This window comes from Leptothoe sp. LEGE 181152 (genome assembly GCF_032906605.1).
Taxonomy (GTDB): Bacteria; Cyanobacteriota; Cyanobacteriia; order Phormidesmidales; family Phormidesmidaceae; genus Leptothoe; species Leptothoe turfae.
Genome location: NZ_JASATU010000058.1, coordinates 307,115 through 324,817, shown reverse-complemented (window position 1 = coordinate 324,817; position 17,703 = coordinate 307,115). Strand labels below are relative to the sequence as shown.

The window sequence follows — 17,703 nt, the reverse complement described above, 5'->3', positions numbered from 1 at the left end:
CCGGTCGGGACCTCACTATGCAAAATTTTCGAGACTACTATGAGATTCTCGGCATCGTTGAGAGTGCTGACTCATCAACGATCAAACAGGCCTATCGTCGTCTTGCACGCCAGTTTCATCCCGATCTAAACCCTGGAGATCAAGAGGCTGAAGAGCGTTTTAAATCCCTGGGTGAAGCCTATGAGATACTTTCCGATGCTGATCGGAAGGCTCAGTACGATGACTACCGACGGTATTGGCTACAGCAAAAGTCTGAGGCCGACTATCGGGATTTAGAAGACTTTAACCGGTTTGTTGATCAGCTGCTTAATCGCCAAGTGATTCCCAAATCGCCAGTTCAACCTAAGAAAAAACAAACGCAAGCAAAGACAACGGGTGATCCTCGACGGCGGGATGCAGAAGCATCTCTTCAGGTTCCCTTAGAACGAGCGTTTCAAGGAGGAGCTGAACGGGTACGCCTCGAAGATGGACGTGCCTTAGAAGTGGATATGCCACCTGGCATGCTCACGGGGCAACGTATTCGTCTACGGGGTCAGGGTATTAATGGTGGTGATCTTTATCTAAATATAGTTGTGGAGCCCCATCCCTTTTTAAGGGTGCAAGGACGAGATGTCGTCTGTCATTTACCGATTACACCCAGTGAAGCAGTTTTGGGTGGACAAATTACTGTGCCCACCCTTGATGGGCCTGTCCAAATGACCATTCCGGCAGGTATTCAATCGGGGCGAAAGCTACGGTTGGCTGGTAAGGGGTATGGTCGCATAACTGAAGAACGCGGCGATCAAATTGTGGAGATCGAAGTGGCAGTCCCCAAGCTTCTCAGTGACCAAGAAGCCGAGCTCTATGAAAAGCTACGAACAATTGAAGCGTTTAATCCTAGGGCTCACTTAACGTACTAAATTAAGCCCCAAAATAGGCAGGAGCCTGACCTGGAGTCCATTTGATATTGCACCCAACGCTGGGTATCTGGTCGTCAGATAAGCCCTGTCCGGCCAGGAGCGTATCAATTGCCTGGCGTAGGTCTTTGCCTGTGACTGGTTTGCCATTACTAGGGCGGCTATCATCTAGCTGTCCTCTATAGGCTAACTTCAGCGCGCCATCAAATAGGAAGAAATCGGGGGTGCAGGCAGCGGTATAGGACTTGGCTACGCCTTGAGTTTCGTCATAACAATAGGGAAAGTTGAACCCCTGGGTTGTCGCTTGAGTTTTCATATGCTCGGGAGCATCTTGGGGGTGCGTCTGAATGCTATTGGCACTAATGGCGATAATGCTTAAGCCTTGCTCGGCATAGTCATGCCCAATTTGGGCTAGTTCTTGTTCCACATGTTTGACAAATGGGCAATGGACGCAAATAAACATGACTAACAGCGCTTTGCTGCCTGAAAAATTCTCTAGGGTGACAGTGTCACCCGACACAACATCGATTAATGAAAATTCTGGAGCTTGGGTTCCCAATGCCAACATTGTGGACTCAACCATCACCATGGCAGATACCTCGAAGTACGTCCTTTATTGCTGATTCAATCAAGTTTGTGAGCGATTTAGTGGAGCTAATCGCCAGCTAAAACCCGGCTCATTAGCCACCAAATGCCATGGCTGACATAACAACCGCAGATAGCAGAAGACCAGGGCTTAATAGCAAAATTAGCGTTAACAGCTCATGCATTTCCATAGACTTAGATGTTTCCTTTCAAAAGACTGCGGATATTTAATCGGGTGTTGCTGACCTCGTGATGATTCCATCTGTCAAATTGAGGCTGTTGGCAAGCTATACAGATGGATTTATCGTCTCAATCAGCAACGGTTTAATGGTTTCTGACTGCACTTATCATGGCCGATAAATCTATGAGGCGTGGGGAATTTTTATCAAAAATATGGGTCGTATTTGACAAAGTACCGTATCCTTTTACTTTTAATTGTGTCTGTTGGCGTTCTGTGGGGTAGTTTTATGGCATTCAAGCACTGTTTGCATCAGTCGTTAGGAGGTAGCCTGATTGCTCTTGCTTTATCAATGGCACCAGCATTCGCAGAAAATCTACAGAATTGGTCGTTTGATACGAGTAGCAATGAACTAACATTTTCCTTGTCTGACGAGGTTTTTCCAGAGTTTTTTCTACTTTCAGAACCCCCACGCTTAGTCCTCGATATCCCCAACACAGACATTGGCGATATTGACCCAGAGCAGATTTATGATGGAGCTGTCAAAAATATTCGGGTAGCCCAGTACACCCCAGAGAATGTCAGGGTTGTCATTGAATTAGCTCCGGAAATAGTTCTATCCCCTGAGCAGGCTGACATTCAATTTGATGATAGTGATGATGGTCAACGACATTGGCGTTTTCGCCCGTTAATTGCTGAAAACAATACAGTTGCCCAGAGTACGTCCCTAACCCCAGCCCAGAACTCTGACGGTCATAATGTCAGTCTTACCGCAGCGAATCTACGCATTCCTCAAAGCTCGACAACCACAACAGCACTGCCCATTGATCCCTATGATTCTGAGGCTTCTAGCGGTGTAGTGAGTGTTCCACCCTTAGAAGAGAATGATGGGGTCAGTGTTCCACCTCTAGCAGACGTTAACGTTCTATCCATAGAAGATAATAATGCTTCTGACGATGCTGCTCCAGTGGCTGTCGTTGATGCAGAGGTGCCAGAATTGCCACCTATGAAGGTTCCAGAGCTTGAAGATACTAGTACAGAAGATGTCTTGACGCCAACAGTAGTTTTAGAAGCGGAATCACGGCAATCGACCCTACCAGATCTCGCTGCCAGTACGAGTGAGCAACCTGTCGCTGCCGCTGAGCCGATTAGTTCGGAGGTAACGCAGAACGCAGATGTGGCTGTCGCTGGTGATGAGACTGTAGCAGCGGAAGAGCCGACTCCTGCTGTTAAGATGCCAGGGGAGTCATCTGCCGCTGTGCCAGACGTCGAGATGCCTGCTCCTGCAAGGCCGGCGTCAACTGCACTGGCTCCGGTTGAATTATCGTCTTTATCTGAAGAAGACCAGACAGTTGCGGAAGATCGTGACCCACCTGATTTTCAGACTATTCAACAACCTGCCGCTGAGCGCACGATTGTGCAAACGGACTTACCTGTGCCGCTACAGTTTGGGCAACCCTTACCTGAAGGGATCTAGGCTAAAAGATCTGAAATGCATTGAAGTTTCGGGGAACAGCAGTGTGCTGCCCCCTATGGCTGTAATGCCCTAAATTCGAAATATTTACTCTCCATGGAGCCATGGGCTTTATGAGACTGAAATCTTTTTAGGATGGGATGATTTGATACCTGAGCGCTTTTTTGTCCTGTGGTTTGATTGCTGAGCTGCAATGGGCAATGTGAAGTGAATTTGTGTGCCCTGATCTTTGCCTTTAGATGTGGCCCAAATTTTGCCGCCCTGCGCTTCTACAATTTGACGGCAAATGGCAAGTCCCAAACCTGTTCCACCCACTGATCTGCGGAGTGCCCCTTCTTCTTGGTAAAAACGTTCGAAGACCGTTTCTAATCGCTCTGGCTCAATGCCTCGGCCACTGTCATTGACTGAGACTTCTACAAACGCATTGTCTTTGATGTGGGCTTGGATGGAGATATTTCCGTTGGCCGCCGTAAATTTACAAGCGTTGTCCAGTAGCTTGGTAAGTACCTCAACGATCCATTCACCGTCGCCCCGAATCAAAGGCAGGGACTCTGGTAAGTCAACCATAATTGTCGAGGAACTGGTCATTGTTCGTCGACTGCTTAAGGCAAGGGCAACACATTCGCTTAGAGCAAGGGACTCCAGGTTCCATTCAATACGACCACTTTCAAGGCGCGATAGGGTTAAGAAATCTTGGACGAGCCGTTGCATGCGTTCAGAGTCATCCATGGCAGTTTGCAACATCGCTTGCCGCATATCCATGGGCATGTCAGGCTCTGTAAAAATACTTTCTAGGCAGACTCGAATAGTCGATAGGGGGGTGCGTAGCTCGTGGCCAGTAATGGCAATGAGATTGCTGCGTGTTCGATCGAGGGCTTCTAGCTGTTGGTTGAGACTTTCTAGATTTGCATAGGCTTCAGCTTGAATTACAGCTACACTGAGTTGAGCAGCAACGGCTTCCACCAGACTGATATCGTTTTTGCTCCAGGGTTGTGGGGTATCGCTGCACTGGTGAAGCTCAATCATTCCTAGTAACCGCTCTTGGTAAATTAGAGGTACTAGTAAGCAGCTATGAATATCCCATTGGTTTAATAAACCATCAATGGCAGAGATATCGTCGATTTGATTCTTCTGTTGGCTACCAACTGGGGTTTGTGAGTAGGCCAGGGATTCCCGTTGTCGGTTGACAGTTTGGAACAGAGGATTTTCGATAAGAGGCCAGACTTCGCCTTTGAGAGAGGTGATATTTGGCTGCCGGAATTCATGTTGAATTTCAATACTGTCGTAACGGTCACTACGATAAATAATGCAGCGACAAGCAGAAATTTCTTGCCCGAGTTCGTGGGTTGCGATCGCAAACACCTCAGTTGGGTTCAATGACTGACGAATAGCCGCTGTAATTGAATTGATCAACCGCTCACGATTTTCTTGAGCGGCCATCGTTTTATAGGCTTTAAGTAGCTTGTACTGACTAGCCTGCACATACGTAACTAATCGCTGAGCAAAGGGATAGGACTCAGTAACCTCAGCGTTATAAGGTTTACCCCCAAGTAGGTCTGCTGGCAAAAAATCAGTCTGAGCTTGGGTGATTTTATCGGATAAATCTGGTCGATAGTGAGCAATACGCTTCAACAAAATATAAGCTGCCTGTTCACAGACACGCCGATCAAGCGTCCAAATACCTTCAAAACGACGGCTTTGATCAAACGCAGGTGCACCGTTTAAAACCCTAGGTTTTTGCGAACCATGATGCTCACGGCAAACCAAACAGGCCGTGTACTGTTGGCCCAAAACTACGAGGTGCCATTCATGCACCAGCGCATCTTCAGGATCAAAGGCAATGGTTTCATGCCTGACAGTGCCATCAGCATTGGCAAACTTGGTATTGGTGGCTGCTAACACATAAATTTGAGGCGTAATGTCAGCGAGTCGTAAGTAACGATGAGCTTCTTGACGATAAAAGCGTTCCTGCTGAAAGCTGGCAATCATCAAAGGACGATCGTCCCCCGCCAATACCTGATCTTCCATCGCATGGGAAAGGGCCGTCAGCGATGTTTTGAAATACATTTGTGGCCTTAGTGCCGGTAAGACCGCAAGCAGCTCGTCTAAAACTGAAGCCGGATTGCCCATTAACTGTAGGATTTAATTGATGTCGAGACTCTTCGCCCAACTGCCCCAACCTTATCAGTGCCTATCCAGGCTGCGGAGGAATTGTAACTAAGCTTAGAGGAGAGGTGTAAGGCGTCAGAAGAGCAGCTTGCCATCCTTCCAAGGATGGCAAGCTGCTAAGGGGCCACGGAAAAAGCTCTGTAAAGTTCGAAGGCTTTAATTCTCCGAAAAATAAAGGTGGGCGGTTTCCTGAATGAAACCACCCACCTCTAAAACGCTATTCCTTATAGGTTCTAAGTATTTATAAAGAACCGGAACGACTTAACAAGCTTAGGCAACACCGCCCATATCGCTAGTGTCCTTCAGGAAACCGCTGTAAGCTTCCATGCCGTGCTCGCCAATATCCAAGCCCTTCAGCTCTTCCTCAGCAGAGACACGTAGACCAAACGCAGACTTCAGGATGGTCCAAACAATGGCACTGAATACAACAGTAAACAGACCAATGGCAACGATACCGATCACCTGAGAGATGAGCTGATTGATGCTACCGCTGTAGAACAGGCCAGTTGTGGTATCAAACAAACCTACTGCGAGAGTCCCCCACATACCGCACACAAGGTGTACGGAAATAGCACCCACGGGGTCATCAATTTTGATGCTGTCAAAGAAGCTAACGGAGAAGACAACGATTACGCCTGCGATCAGACCAATGATAACTGCACCAAAGAAACTAGCACCAGCACAGCCAGCCGTGATACCAACCAAACCGGCCAAAATACCGTTGATAATCATGGATAGGTCAGGCTTGCCACTCATGATCCAAGCGGTTACAGTTGCGGCTACACCACCAGCAGCAGCAGCTAGGTTAGTGGTGACAGCAATGTAAGGAACAGCTCCGTCAGCTGCTAGCTGAGAACCAGGGTTGAAACCAAACCAACCGATCCAAAGAATAAGACAACCAAGAGTTGCAATACTCATGTTGTGACCGGGGATGGCATTGATTTGACCATCTTGATACTTGCCGAGCCGAGGACCCAGAATTGCTGCACCTACTAAAGCTGCCCAACCACCGACAGAGTGCACAACAGTAGAACCAGCAAAGTCGGAAAAACCGCCTGTGGGTAGAGCACCTAACCAGCCATTGCCAGACCAGACCCAGTGACCAGTGATGGGGTACGAAATGGCTGTCAGCAGAATGCTAAAGAGAATGAAGTCAATGAATTTGATCCGCTCTGCAACGGCACCAGACACGATAGTTGCTGCAGTACCTGCAAAAGCTGCCTGGAATAGGAAGAACACAGGGGCCGTTAAGTTACCTGCATAGGGCTCGTCTACAGACAAACCGGACAGGAAGAAATTACCCATGCCAAAAACAGGGTTGGCCTCGTTAAACATAAGACCGAAACCAATTGCCCAGAAAGACAATGTGGCAAGGGCAAACACGATCAAATTCTTGGAAAGAATATTGACAGCATTCTTCTGGCGACAGAAACCGGTTTCTAACATCCCGAAACCAGCGTTCATAAAGATCACCAGAATGGCTGCGATCAGCACCCAGATGTTATCCAAAACAAACTGAACATCGCCAGCAGCAATTGCATCTTCTTGAGCATGGGCTGCAGTACTCCACGTGGCAACGATTACTAATGCCAGGGGGATACAAACTAACCAAGCCCATGAAAAGCTTCTGCCAAAAAAGCGCTTAGCCATCTGATCAAATGGCGGCGCATAAGAATCCCAGACAGACGATTTACGCCGTCTCGCCTTGCGGCTCAAATTTAGACTAGACATCTCAACAGACGTTCCTACAACACAATCCAATCAACTAAAACTCACTCTCAAAGGATCCAGCCCTAGACAGTGATGTCTTTGTGTGAGGGGACCTTGACAGTTCAAGATACTCAATGACCGACAAGAGATTTAGGACCGTGATATGGCTCTGCCAAAAATTGGAGAAAATCTTAGTTAAGAATTTTCACCATCATGAATGGCAGATCTGCCACATTCTGCACCCTAAACACCTAGCCTTAAGCGTCTGGTTTCTCTTTGGTGCATTGTGCATATCTATTAGATAGATTCCACCAATTTCAGCCAAGTCATTCTGTATCAAGTAATACACTTGGTTTGTGTGACTGGAATATTCGGGGTTTGAGACCTCATTATTTTGGCTTATTTTCAAAAATTAATATTATTGACAGCCTAGAACCCTTGCTGCTATGTGTTCTCTTTTGTGTCCTTTGAAGGGAACATCGTTTTTAGGTAGGGATGGTGACCCAGTTCGTTGAGTCGAGTTTGTTTTTCCAGGACGCTATCTTCAAGGGATTTCCGATAAGCTTGGACGCGTTCGAGGAGCTTGCGATCGCATGTTGCCAATATTTGCACCGCTAACAGACCCGCATTTTTTGCATTGCCAATTGCTACCGTTGCCACTGGGATGCCACCGGGCATTTGGACGATGGAATAAAGTGAGTCTATGCCTTGCATGGCGCGGCTTTTTACAGGGACGCCAATCACAGGAAGTGGCGTCAGGGCGGCCACCATGCCGGGCAGATGAGCAGCTCCACCAGCCCCAGCAATAATGACTTTTAGGCCTCGTTCGACAGCGGTTTGAGCGTAACTCACCATGCGTTTTGGGGTGCGATGAGCCGATACAATGGCCACTTCGTGAGGAATACCAAAGTCTTCGCAAACGGTAATGGCTGCTTCCATAGTGGGCAGATCAGAGTCGCTGCCCATAATGATGCCAACAAGAGGAGAAGTCATGGGATGAAAGGTGAAACGTTATATCTGGCTGTGCCAGAGTTGCTGTTGTTAGCCTACCGGGTTCCTATGGGATGATTCGTACAAAGATTTGAATTGCAACTGCCCATGTCAATTTTGCTAAGTGCACGATTACCTCATCTGTCGGGACTCTATTGTCTTGAGGTAGTCGGCCATCAGCTGCGCTCTATGTTACCCATGGCTAAAGTGTCGGCTAATGCAGTACAGGCAATTGACCTCAACGGCGATTGGGTTTCCCTAGGGGGTGTGGATTTACAGATCAATGGCGTTTTAGGGTTGGCATTTCCTGATTTGACTGATCCTGTAGAACTGCAGAAAGCAGCTAGTTTTTTGTGGAGTCAGGGGATTGATGCGTTTACCCCCACTCTGGTGACAGCCCATCCAGATAAAATTCAACGCAGTCTCTCTGTAATTCAGGATTACCAGACTCAAGGTTTTAACAGGCAGCCACGGCATGCTGTGGTTTTGGGGGCACATCTAGAGGGTCCATTTTTGAATCCGGCTAAGCGAGGAGCGCATCCTCAGGACTATTTGCAGTCGCTTTCACTGGATCGCGTTCAAGGGTTATTGGGGGGCTGTATTGACGTAGTTAAGATCGTTACCCTGGCTCCAGAAATAGAAACCGATGCTGCGGTGATTCCCTGGTTGCGATCGCAAAACATCATTGTCAGTCTTGGCCACTCCCTGGCGACATCAACCCAAGCTCAGCAAGCCTTTGCCCAAGGAGCCTCAATGGTGACCCATGCATTCAATGCCATGCCAGGATTGCATCACCGTGCACCTGGGTTACTAGGGGCTGCGTTAACCCAGCCCAATGTGTATGCAGGTCTGATTGCCGATGGCCAGCATGTGTGTCCTACGATGCTCGACCTGTTGCTACGAGCCGGACGGGGTACATCTGAAGGTGTCAAGGGCGGTCTGTTTCTGGTGAGTGATGCATTGGCTCCCCTGGGTTTACCGGATGGTACCTATCCCTGGGATAGTCGTGAGATTGAGGTGGTAGACGGTACGGCTCGACTGCCGGACGGGACATTGTCAGGCACTACCCAGCCCTTACTGAAGGGGGTAACCAATTTGGTCCAATGGGGGTTATGTGATGTCAATGAAGCCATCGTCTTGGCTACCGAAAGACCACGCCAGGCTGTAGGGCTGCCAGGATTAGCTCCCAGACAAACTGCCAACTTACTCCGTTGGCACTACGATGGCACGACTCTCAGCTGGCAGAGAATTTTAGACGAATAAGGTATTGCCCATATTTTCACTACACTTCAGATTGCCAAAACGTAATAGGATCTGACGGTAGAGAAATCCTAATGATCACTTCTGGCCAATCCTATGACGAGTGCAACTGACGATAAAACCATCGTTCGTAATTATTTTAATGCCCAAGGTTTCGATCGTTGGAGCCGTATCTATGGAGACGGTCAGGTCAATAAAGTCCAGCGAGACATTCGAGAAGGGCATCAGCAAACTGTTGATCACGTTCTTTACTGGTTTAAGCAGGATGGTAATGCTCAGGGGCTGACGGTCTGTGATGCTGGCTGTGGTGTCGGTAGTCTCAGTATTCCTTTAGCGGAGATGGGGGCAGTGGTGTCCGCTAGTGATATCTCCGAGAAAATGGTAGAAGAAGCTAGTTTTCGTGCCAAGGAACTGTTGCCGCCAGAGTCTGTACCTACCTTTGATGCGCAGGATTTAGAAACCCTAGACGGTAGCTATCACACGGTTATTTGTTTGGATGTACTGATTCACTATCCTCAAGAAAAGGCTGGTGACATGATTGCCCATTTAAGTTCTTTGGCTGAAGACAGGCTGATCCTTAGCTTTGCTCCGAAAACCCCCTTTTATACTGTACTCAAGCGTATTGGCGAGTTTTTCCCAGGTCCAAGTAAAGCAACTCGTGCTTATCTCCACCGTGAGGCCGATATTCGTGCTGCTTTGAAGGCAAACGGCTGGCAGATTAAGCGTAAGGAATTTACAGCAACACAGTTTTACTTTTCTCGCTTGTTTGAAGCTGTGAAAGTCACAGACTAGAGGTTGCCTTCAGGGCTGATGCGTTAGCCGTCAAGGCTTGGTTCCTGTCACAGTGGCAGACGCTATTTTTGCAGGTGTTGATTGGGAAGCTGGTCGAGGGTGTTGGGCTGATGTAGACAAACGCAATTGCGTCCTGACTTTTTAGCGGTATATAAGCCCAGGTCAGCCATCTCCACTAGGGCACTCGGTGGAATTTCTAATGTTGGCACAAAGCTGGTTACACCTAAGCTCATGGTGACGTAGTCGGCTGTTTCAGAGGCGGTATGGGGCAAGTTGTAGGCTGCTAGCTTCGATAAAATGGCATGTGCGATCGCAGTCCCTTGTTCCGCTGAGGTATTGGGTAGCAGCACAACAAATTCTTCACCCCCATAGCGAGCATTTAACGCACCACTCGCTTTAACAGTGGTGCGGATGGCCTGAGCCACCTGTTTGAGGCATTCATCCCCCTGGGGGTGACCGTAGGTATCATTATATTTTTTGAAATGGTCTACGTCACCAACAATCAGGGCCAAGGGGTGTTGCGCTCTCAAGGCCCTAAACCACGCTTGTTGCAGACTCTCATCAAATGTGCGGCGATTGGCTAGCCCAGTTAATTTATCGTTGGTGGAAAGGACCTGTAATTGTGTGGTGCGATGTGCCCCTGAGAGCCCGGCGGCGATCCATAATCCCAAAAGCATAGGGACAACGGGTAGCCAGAGTCCTGTAAAGCTCAATGTTCCATAGCTGATACCAAACACGAGCAAGCTGATGCCTGGAATCAGCGTCAGTCGCTGCCATAGTTTGGTTGCTTGTTGAGTAAGATAGCTGCCATAGATAGAAATACCTATGATCAGCAGGCTTTCTAGCCACTGGGGCCATGCCTGAATGAGGGGACGATCGTCGAGGGTCGTACTGATAAGCTGGCTAGCAATTTCTCCATGTAGCTGTACACCAAATTGAATTGTGGGTTGTCCATTTGGCTGTTGACCTCCGGTGTAGAAAATATCAGCTTTACTAAATGCCATGCTGCCGATTAAGACGATGCGATCGCGCATCAAATCTGGTGGAATTTCGTTACGTAATACTTGTTTGAACGAAACAACATTAAATGGGGTTTTATGTCGACGAAAATTAAGGAGAAGCTGATATCCTTGCGCATCTGTTTCAGCGTATCCTCCTGTATGGGTCTCTATCGGAGGAAATTGAACATTCTTAAGCGTTAGTATCGAAGACTCTAAATCTGGCTCGATTTGATCAGGTTCACCAGCTAAATATTCAAGGGCTAGACGCAAACCAAGAGACTCAATAACATTGTGTCCACTGGCCGCAGGAAATAATATGCCGCGTCTAACGCGGCCATCGGCATCGACCACAACATCACTGGCGGCGATTTGATCGGCAATCTTCAAAATGGCGTTGCCAGGTATGGCATTGCCTTTCTGATTACCAATTACTTTTTCGATCCCGATAAGATTAGGGGTATGGGTAAATACTGTCGCTAAATTCTTGCTTCCAGGTTCGTTGGGTAAATGACGATAAAAATCTAGACCGATAATGCGAGGCTGTTGCATCTGAATTTGGTGGATTAGATCCACCATAGTCTGATCACTGACATGGTTAGTACCTAGGTAGTTATCCAAATCAGCATCAGTAAGACCAACGATGACGACCCGTGGATCAGTGGATTCAGGCACTCGCAGCGCCAACATTTTGTCAAAAGCACGTAGTTCTAGTATTTGTAAACTGCCCAGCGATCGCAAGCCTATGATGCTGCTGGCTGTGATCACGCTGGCCATGGCTCCAAAACCATATGCTTTCCTGACGCTATGCCAGAGCGTTCTTGCAACGTCTCCAATCTTGTCTGTTTTTACCAAGGGTTACCATCCGTGCATGATGTAATCGCCAGTACTTTAGCCACACGGTGGTTACCTAAATGAGATTAGAGATGTACCACCGCTGATAACGGTATTTCTGCTGGACTTTGCCCTTGTTCCAAAAGAGTCTGCACCATGGTTTCAGCATCTGTTACCCCCTGACTCCTAGCCGCAAGCAGCACAGCGATAGCGTCGTACCAAATACCTTGGTTTGCGTAAGTACTTGCTCGTTCCAGGCTAGATAGATTACTTACATCTAAGGATTCCCGGTTTATATGTTCAACGAAGCTGCGGGCAGAAATTTCAGCGTGGTGATCTCCTGGGCATGAGACAAAGACTGTCCAACGATATTTCTTATGAAGAGCTAATCTGTTGTCTTCAGGTAAAGTCACACTGACTGTGGCAGTTTTCTCTAGCTCAATCGTTTGACTATAAATGGGAGTCGCCAAAGCAGGATCCGACACATGCAATGTCATTGAGACTGGCATAGTGGTTGCTACATGCCATGCCAATGTAGGATTTGACTTAGTTGTCAGTAAGTTGGATCGATCTCCTGGAACCATCAGGGCTAAGCGAGTTGCGCCATCATCAATGCTACAACTAACGGCTTCTTGCCCTCTGCGTCCACCTGATAAGGTTGATTCGACGTTACCTCGATCTGTATCAGGAGTCCAGCGAATCCGTTCTCCAGCATAGCTAGGTGCTATCAAGCTTAACCCAAGGCAACTAGCTAGTATGGCCGATGATAGCCGATGACTTTTTTGCAGTACAGCTATTATTTGCTGCGAAGTGAATACGGTGAACTGGATCATGACAGGATGTACATGTCTTATCAGGATGAGCTAATGGGACATTTAGAAAATCCCTTAGTGATTTCAATGTATCCTTTTTGACTTAAAGAAGTGTAAAAAACACTTAAAAAGCCTTAGAGGATATGTTCAGAGTCAGTAAAGTTTTGAGGTGTAACGTACGTGTTTGTACTGAAGGATGTGTCTGTGTGTCAACACTAGTACCAGGGATTGCCTACCATCGTGAACCCTGCCCAGTAGAACGGATGCGAAAACTCTGTTGTGGGTAGCCTTAACTCAACGGGCAGGGTTATATCTCCCTGAGATGTGTATAGTATATTGTTATTGATATGGGCCGCCCCAGTAATCAAAGAGATTTGTGCTCTTTGTAGAGAATGGTGACGGAGCGTTGTATGGGGTAATTGGTGATAAAACTCTGTCATTAATGCCAGGGTCCCTATGTCCGAAACATTCCATAGACTCCCAATGGAGGTTTCAATACCTGCTGCTGCTGCTAGCCCGATAAAGCCTAGTTCTGCTTCAGGGCTGCTTAAAGCTGTCCCACAAGCACTCAGGATTAAGAGCTCTAAATCTGGCCAACTTAGCGTTTTCATTTGATGAAAGTTAAGTGGCGTATCCCAAAATTGAATGAATGACTGCTCTAAGTTGCCTGCATTGAATTCAGCATGGGTGGCTAAATGTAATAACTCTGGTTGTTGTGATGTTTTTAGCTTTAGAAAGTTGTCGAGTGTAAACGTTTCATTAAGAAGAATTTCTCTGGTTTGGAGGCTTTGGGCAACAACATCGAGTTCAAGGGGAACGGCTGGTAGAGTATCGAGAGCCTCGAATTGGTTCGCACCAGCAACGAGTGAGCGAGGAACAGAAATAGTGTTGTCAAACTGGTGCTGTATTAACCCCATGCTAGGAATGAGAGATACTCCATATTCTTCAATGATGAAGGTGTCCTCTTGCATCATTGCCGCTAGGGGAATGGTTCTCAGTCCTTGGTCCAGAGAATACATCACATGATCAATTTGCTTTGCCTCCAAGTCTTGTGTGAGCGGTGCTAATAACCAGTCATACATTTGGCGAGCTAAGGCTTTATAGCTAAGTGGGTCTTCAGGGTCTGAAACAGCCAGTCGAAATAGCTTTGCCTGTTGAGTTAGCTCAGCCCGTGACACATCGACCAATTGTTGGACGGGTTCTCCAGTAGCGGATACCAAAATTAACAGTAGTTGATCCTCTGGGCTGGCATTTTGCTGAGTCCGAGGTAATGTAAATCTGTCGAGACCGGCCTCAGTGTTAGAGGCTGGAGGCACAAAGACAGCATAAATAACTGCTGATTTACTTTTATAGTCGTGATTAGCTTGATTTAGGATGTTTTGTACTGACTGTAAGGTGACGGGTTGAGTTTGAGGCAATTGCCAATAATTTACATAGTCGTTACTCAAGGCATCTTCTAAGTGCTGAAAAGCTGATTCGTCAAAGTACTGTAAACGACCGTTTGTAGTTGTTGTATGGGTTGGCCTTATACGTGGGTTTAGGGGACGGCGGAACGGCTTTTCTGCTTGAATTAATGCTTCCCTATTGCTAAATCGAATTGATTGTACGGCGGGTGTATGAGGAGGCTGGAGCTGTTCTAAAACAGGGGAAGGCTGAGGCTTGCCTGAGATAGGTCGTGATGAATTTTGAGGTTGAGATCCATTTGTTTCAAGACCTTCAGTTTCTGTTAGTAGGGGAGAAACTGCATTAACAATATTGCTCTCGACAGCACCGATGTCGATGATACCACCGATAATTCTAGGGTTTCCGTGTTGATCGCCCATGGTGGCTGCTGAATTATGGCCAGTATTAGCGGCTGGGCTATCATTGTGCAACTGATGTGATGGGAGATTGCCCAAAGTGTTGTTAAGGGGTGTCAATCTTGGCTGTAGTGGAGTATTGATTGTGCCTACCAGATTACTAAAGATAAAACCTGTGCTGCCTTGATCGATGCCAATCAGGTTGTTTCCCAGATCGCTAAACTCTCCCTCTATGTCAGGATTAGTTGGGGCAAGGTTGTTGGCCACAATGGTGTTAATTAGCTCTGGAGTAGATAAAGTTGTGAGGTTTTCGGATATGCCACCTCCAGAGGTTGTGGCGATATTGGCTGCTACCGTGACGTTTGTGAGTGTTGTGGGGCCAACGGTACGGAGTCCGCCGCCCACGATAGCTTGATTACCGGAGATAGTGCTGTTGGTAATGGTTACCTGTGACAGGTTCGAAAATCCGAAGTCGCTAGCAATTTCAATGCCGCCTCCAAGGGTAGCTGCTTGGTTGCCAACAATGGCGCTGTTTGCGATCGCAATTTCAGTTTCACTATCAGTAGCCAGATTGAGAATGCCGCCACCACTCTTAGCCGATAGATTATTACTGATCAGTGTCGCATCAATCGTGATCTCTCCTCCAGCAGTATTTAAGATTCCGCCGCCGCCATCATAGGTGCCTATTCCTGTTGCCTGATTGTTGGCAACAGTGCTGTTCACTAAGGTGAGTTCACCTTGGTTATAAAGCCCGCCACCTCTTTCAGCCATATTATTCATGAAGTGGCTGGCCCTAATCTCTCCATCATCGTCTAAGAAGATGGCTCCACCAGCATCGCTAGCACGGTTTTCAGTAAAGTAGGCCGTGTCGATGCTCAATGCACCTTCACTAAAAATTGCGCCACCGTTGGTTCCTGCTCTGTTGTCAGAAAAATCTGTATTGGAGATGCTAACTATGCCATTGGGATCAACATCGATGGCCCCAGCATGTTCTCCAGCTTGGTTGTTATTAAAGGTGCTATCAACCACTGTAACTGAACCTTGAGCAATATCAATCGCTCCACCATCAGAGGCACTACGATTATTGTCGAAAATCGTGTTAGACAGGATAAGCGAGCCTCTATTTTGAATGGCTCCACCATCTTGTGAACTACTTGTGACCTCATTGTTGGTAAACGTTACATGACTAATTGCAACGTTGTTGCCAGATGTCCTGAGACCAGCACCATCTGACGTACTAGAGCCATCCTGTATGGTGAGATTATTAATATTGATATTGTCTCCATTGCTGGTGATATCAAAGACTCGTTGATCTCCAATCCCGTTATTGTCAACATCACCACTGATAAAAGTGCTGGCTTGACCTTGCCCGACAAGATTAAGGGAGTGGTTAAGGGTGATGGTGTGAGGCTCACGATAGGTGGTGGCCGCTAGATTTACCGTGCCACCGTAAGCGACAGCATCCACAGCATTTTGAATACTGCCGTTAGCGCCTACATTCACTGTATTGGCCGAACCCGATAGTTCTCCAATGCCCTTAAGAGTAATTTTCCCATTGAGATTTAAGGTGTTTGTATCAATAAATAAATCTCTGCTAGAACTGTTGCCACTAGCATTAATAGCTGCATCAAGAGTAATGGAATTACTGGCTTGTAAAGTGACATTAGTGCTATTTAATGAACTGACGATTGTAGACGCATTAATGGAGCTGTTAATGACATCGTTAGTGCCTGCCACAATGCCTCCAGTACCACCTGTTTCGATGACTGTGAGATCGATGGGGTCGATGAGCCATATGCCTGCGTCTCCGTAAGGAGCAGTGGTTGTGACATTGGCATTGTCTCCGATGGTGAGTTGATGCAGTCCAGAGGTTTCTACCAGACCGCCATGACCCGTTGCAGATTGAGCTGAAATGCTACCATCAAAGACTGTTGTGCCATCTGACCAAACAATTACTTGGCCCCCATGCCCCTGGGTGGCATCGGCAACTAGGCTAGTGGTTGCCGTAATTTCTGTTTGAGAGGCATGGGGTAAATTTCCTTGCCCTTGATAGTCTCCTCCAATACGAATCGAGCCTCCGCTGGTGTGACCAGAAGCATTCAAGGTACTCTCAAGTACCTGAATAGTGTTTCCTAAAAGATTGATTTCACCACCTGTGATGCCTTGGGTAGAGATGTTGCCAGCATTCTGGAGACTAAAGGGAGTTGGAATGTTGTTGGCAATATCACGATGTATGAGAGTAGCTGTACCATCATTGCCAATGACCAACTCATTGCTGTGGTTGAAGTCACCACCAGTGATCAAGGCTGGTAGAGTCTCTGAGATGTCAGGCTCGGTGGAGATCTCTAAGCTTAATAGGCCGCCCATTTGTGCCAGTCGAATGGACTGACCCGGTTCTGTAGCCAAGAGGGTGATTTCGCCATCAGGGGCACTTAACGTGCCAGTATTTGTTACTTGAGAGGCTAACAGTCTGAGGCTATGTCCCTCACGCACAGTGAGCTGGCCTTGGTTGATGATGGTACTTGGGTAACTAAAGCCAAAATGGCTGGGGGGAGTCACCAAGGTGCTGTAGTCCGGATCGCCCATGATCTCGAACCATTGATCGTCAGTACCAAGGTGGGTGGCGGTTGTAGCTGTGAATGAACCTCCAAGGTCAAGACGAGCATTGGGGCCAAAGAGCAGCCCAGCAGGGTTCACTAGGTACAGATCCGCATTACTACCGGTTACTTGCAGCAATCCATCAATATTGGAGGCAGTGCCACCGATGACTTGTCCGATGACTGTATGGGTGTTTGAGGTGGTCAGGAAGTTTGCCGTTTGGTGCTGGTCCAGGTTGAATTGCTCAAAGCTATGGAAGAGATTGCTTCCTGCTTGATTGCCACCACTAATATCAATAATGCCTGGTTCGGAAACAGTGGCTTGGGTTGCGTTGCTTGTGGGCACAATTGTTTGTGCTTGTAGTGGAAAGGGCGTTGAGATAATAATTCCACTGCCAACGACGGGGATTAGCGCAAAAGCGGCGGTTACTTTAGTCAAGACTTCCATAGATCAAGGTCAGCCTAAATCTCGGCGATTCAGGAGTCAAACGAGAGTTGTGACGATGATTGAGGGGTGTCATCGTCACCGATAAACCAAGAAAATTAATGTTCGGGCTTCAAAGAAATAGAGCGGTCTCTTTGGTCTCTTTTCAACTATAAGACTCGTAA

11 protein-coding genes are annotated in these 17,703 nt (G+C 47.4%); 4 read left to right on the top strand and 7 right to left on the bottom strand.

Features of this window, described 5'->3' with window-relative positions; all coding sequences use genetic code 11:
- Positions 1 to 17 precede the first annotated feature (17 nt).
- Positions 18 to 899, top strand: a complete 882-nt coding sequence (locus QGP82_RS27105) for a DnaJ C-terminal domain-containing protein (protein WP_163665791.1) — start codon at positions 18 to 20, stop codon at positions 897 to 899.
- 1 nt (position 900) lies between these two features.
- Here QGP82_RS27105 and QGP82_RS27100 read toward each other — a convergent pair whose 3' ends face one another.
- Positions 901 to 1,485 (bottom strand): thioredoxin family protein, encoded by a 585-nt coding sequence (locus QGP82_RS27100; protein ID WP_163701876.1) that lies wholly within the window; start codon positions 1,483 to 1,485, stop codon positions 901 to 903.
- 463 nt (positions 1,486 to 1,948) lie between these two features.
- Here QGP82_RS27100 and QGP82_RS27095 point away from each other — a divergent pair, with 463 nt between their 5' ends.
- Complete coding sequence (locus tag QGP82_RS27095; protein ID WP_499061582.1) at positions 1,949 to 3,136, top strand: AMIN domain-containing protein; 1,188 nt, start codon at positions 1,949 to 1,951, stop codon at positions 3,134 to 3,136.
- A gap of 108 nt (positions 3,137 to 3,244) precedes the next feature.
- Here the strand turns inward: QGP82_RS27095 and QGP82_RS27090 are convergent, their stop codons facing one another.
- The 3 genes from QGP82_RS27090 to purE form a co-directional block, all read right to left on the bottom strand.
- The gene (locus tag QGP82_RS27090) at positions 3,245 to 5,263 is read right to left on the bottom strand and encodes a DICT sensory domain-containing protein (RefSeq protein WP_499061581.1); all 2,019 of its coding nucleotides are present in this window, start codon (positions 5,261 to 5,263) and stop codon (positions 3,245 to 3,247) included.
- A gap of 309 nt (positions 5,264 to 5,572) precedes the next feature.
- Entirely contained in the window at positions 5,573 to 7,033 is a 1,461-nt protein-coding gene (locus tag QGP82_RS27085) for an ammonium transporter (protein ID WP_499061580.1), read from the bottom strand.
- A 423-nt stretch (positions 7,034 to 7,456) separates the two neighbouring features.
- A complete protein-coding gene (purE, locus tag QGP82_RS27080; protein WP_163665784.1) occupies positions 7,457 to 8,005 on the bottom strand; it encodes a 5-(carboxyamino)imidazole ribonucleotide mutase in 549 nt (182 codons plus the stop codon).
- Between the two features lie 105 nt (positions 8,006 to 8,110).
- Here purE and nagA point away from each other — a divergent pair, with 105 nt between their 5' ends.
- Entirely contained in the window at positions 8,111 to 9,265 is a 1,155-nt protein-coding gene (nagA, locus tag QGP82_RS27075) for an N-acetylglucosamine-6-phosphate deacetylase (protein ID WP_499061579.1), read from the top strand.
- 93 nt (positions 9,266 to 9,358) lie between these two features.
- Entirely contained in the window at positions 9,359 to 10,054 is a 696-nt protein-coding gene (gene bchM, locus QGP82_RS27070) for a magnesium protoporphyrin IX methyltransferase (RefSeq protein ID WP_490793795.1), read from the top strand.
- A 62-nt stretch (positions 10,055 to 10,116) separates the two neighbouring features.
- Here the strand turns inward: bchM and QGP82_RS27065 are convergent, their stop codons facing one another.
- From QGP82_RS27065 to QGP82_RS27055, 3 genes are all read right to left on the bottom strand, one after another.
- Complete coding sequence (locus tag QGP82_RS27065) at positions 10,117 to 11,829, bottom strand: CHASE2 domain-containing protein (protein ID WP_499061578.1); 1,713 nt, start codon at positions 11,827 to 11,829, stop codon at positions 10,117 to 10,119.
- 143 nt (positions 11,830 to 11,972) lie between these two features.
- A complete protein-coding gene (locus QGP82_RS27060; RefSeq protein WP_499061577.1) occupies positions 11,973 to 12,617 on the bottom strand; it encodes a DUF928 domain-containing protein in 645 nt (214 codons plus the stop codon).
- 296 nt (positions 12,618 to 12,913) lie between these two features.
- Positions 12,914 to 17,542 carry a CHAT domain-containing protein gene (locus QGP82_RS27055; RefSeq protein ID WP_499061576.1) on the bottom strand — a complete coding sequence of 1,543 codons (4,629 nt, stop codon included), beginning with the start codon at positions 17,540 to 17,542 and terminating at the stop codon, positions 12,914 to 12,916.
- Positions 17,543 to 17,703: the final 161 nt, after the last annotated feature.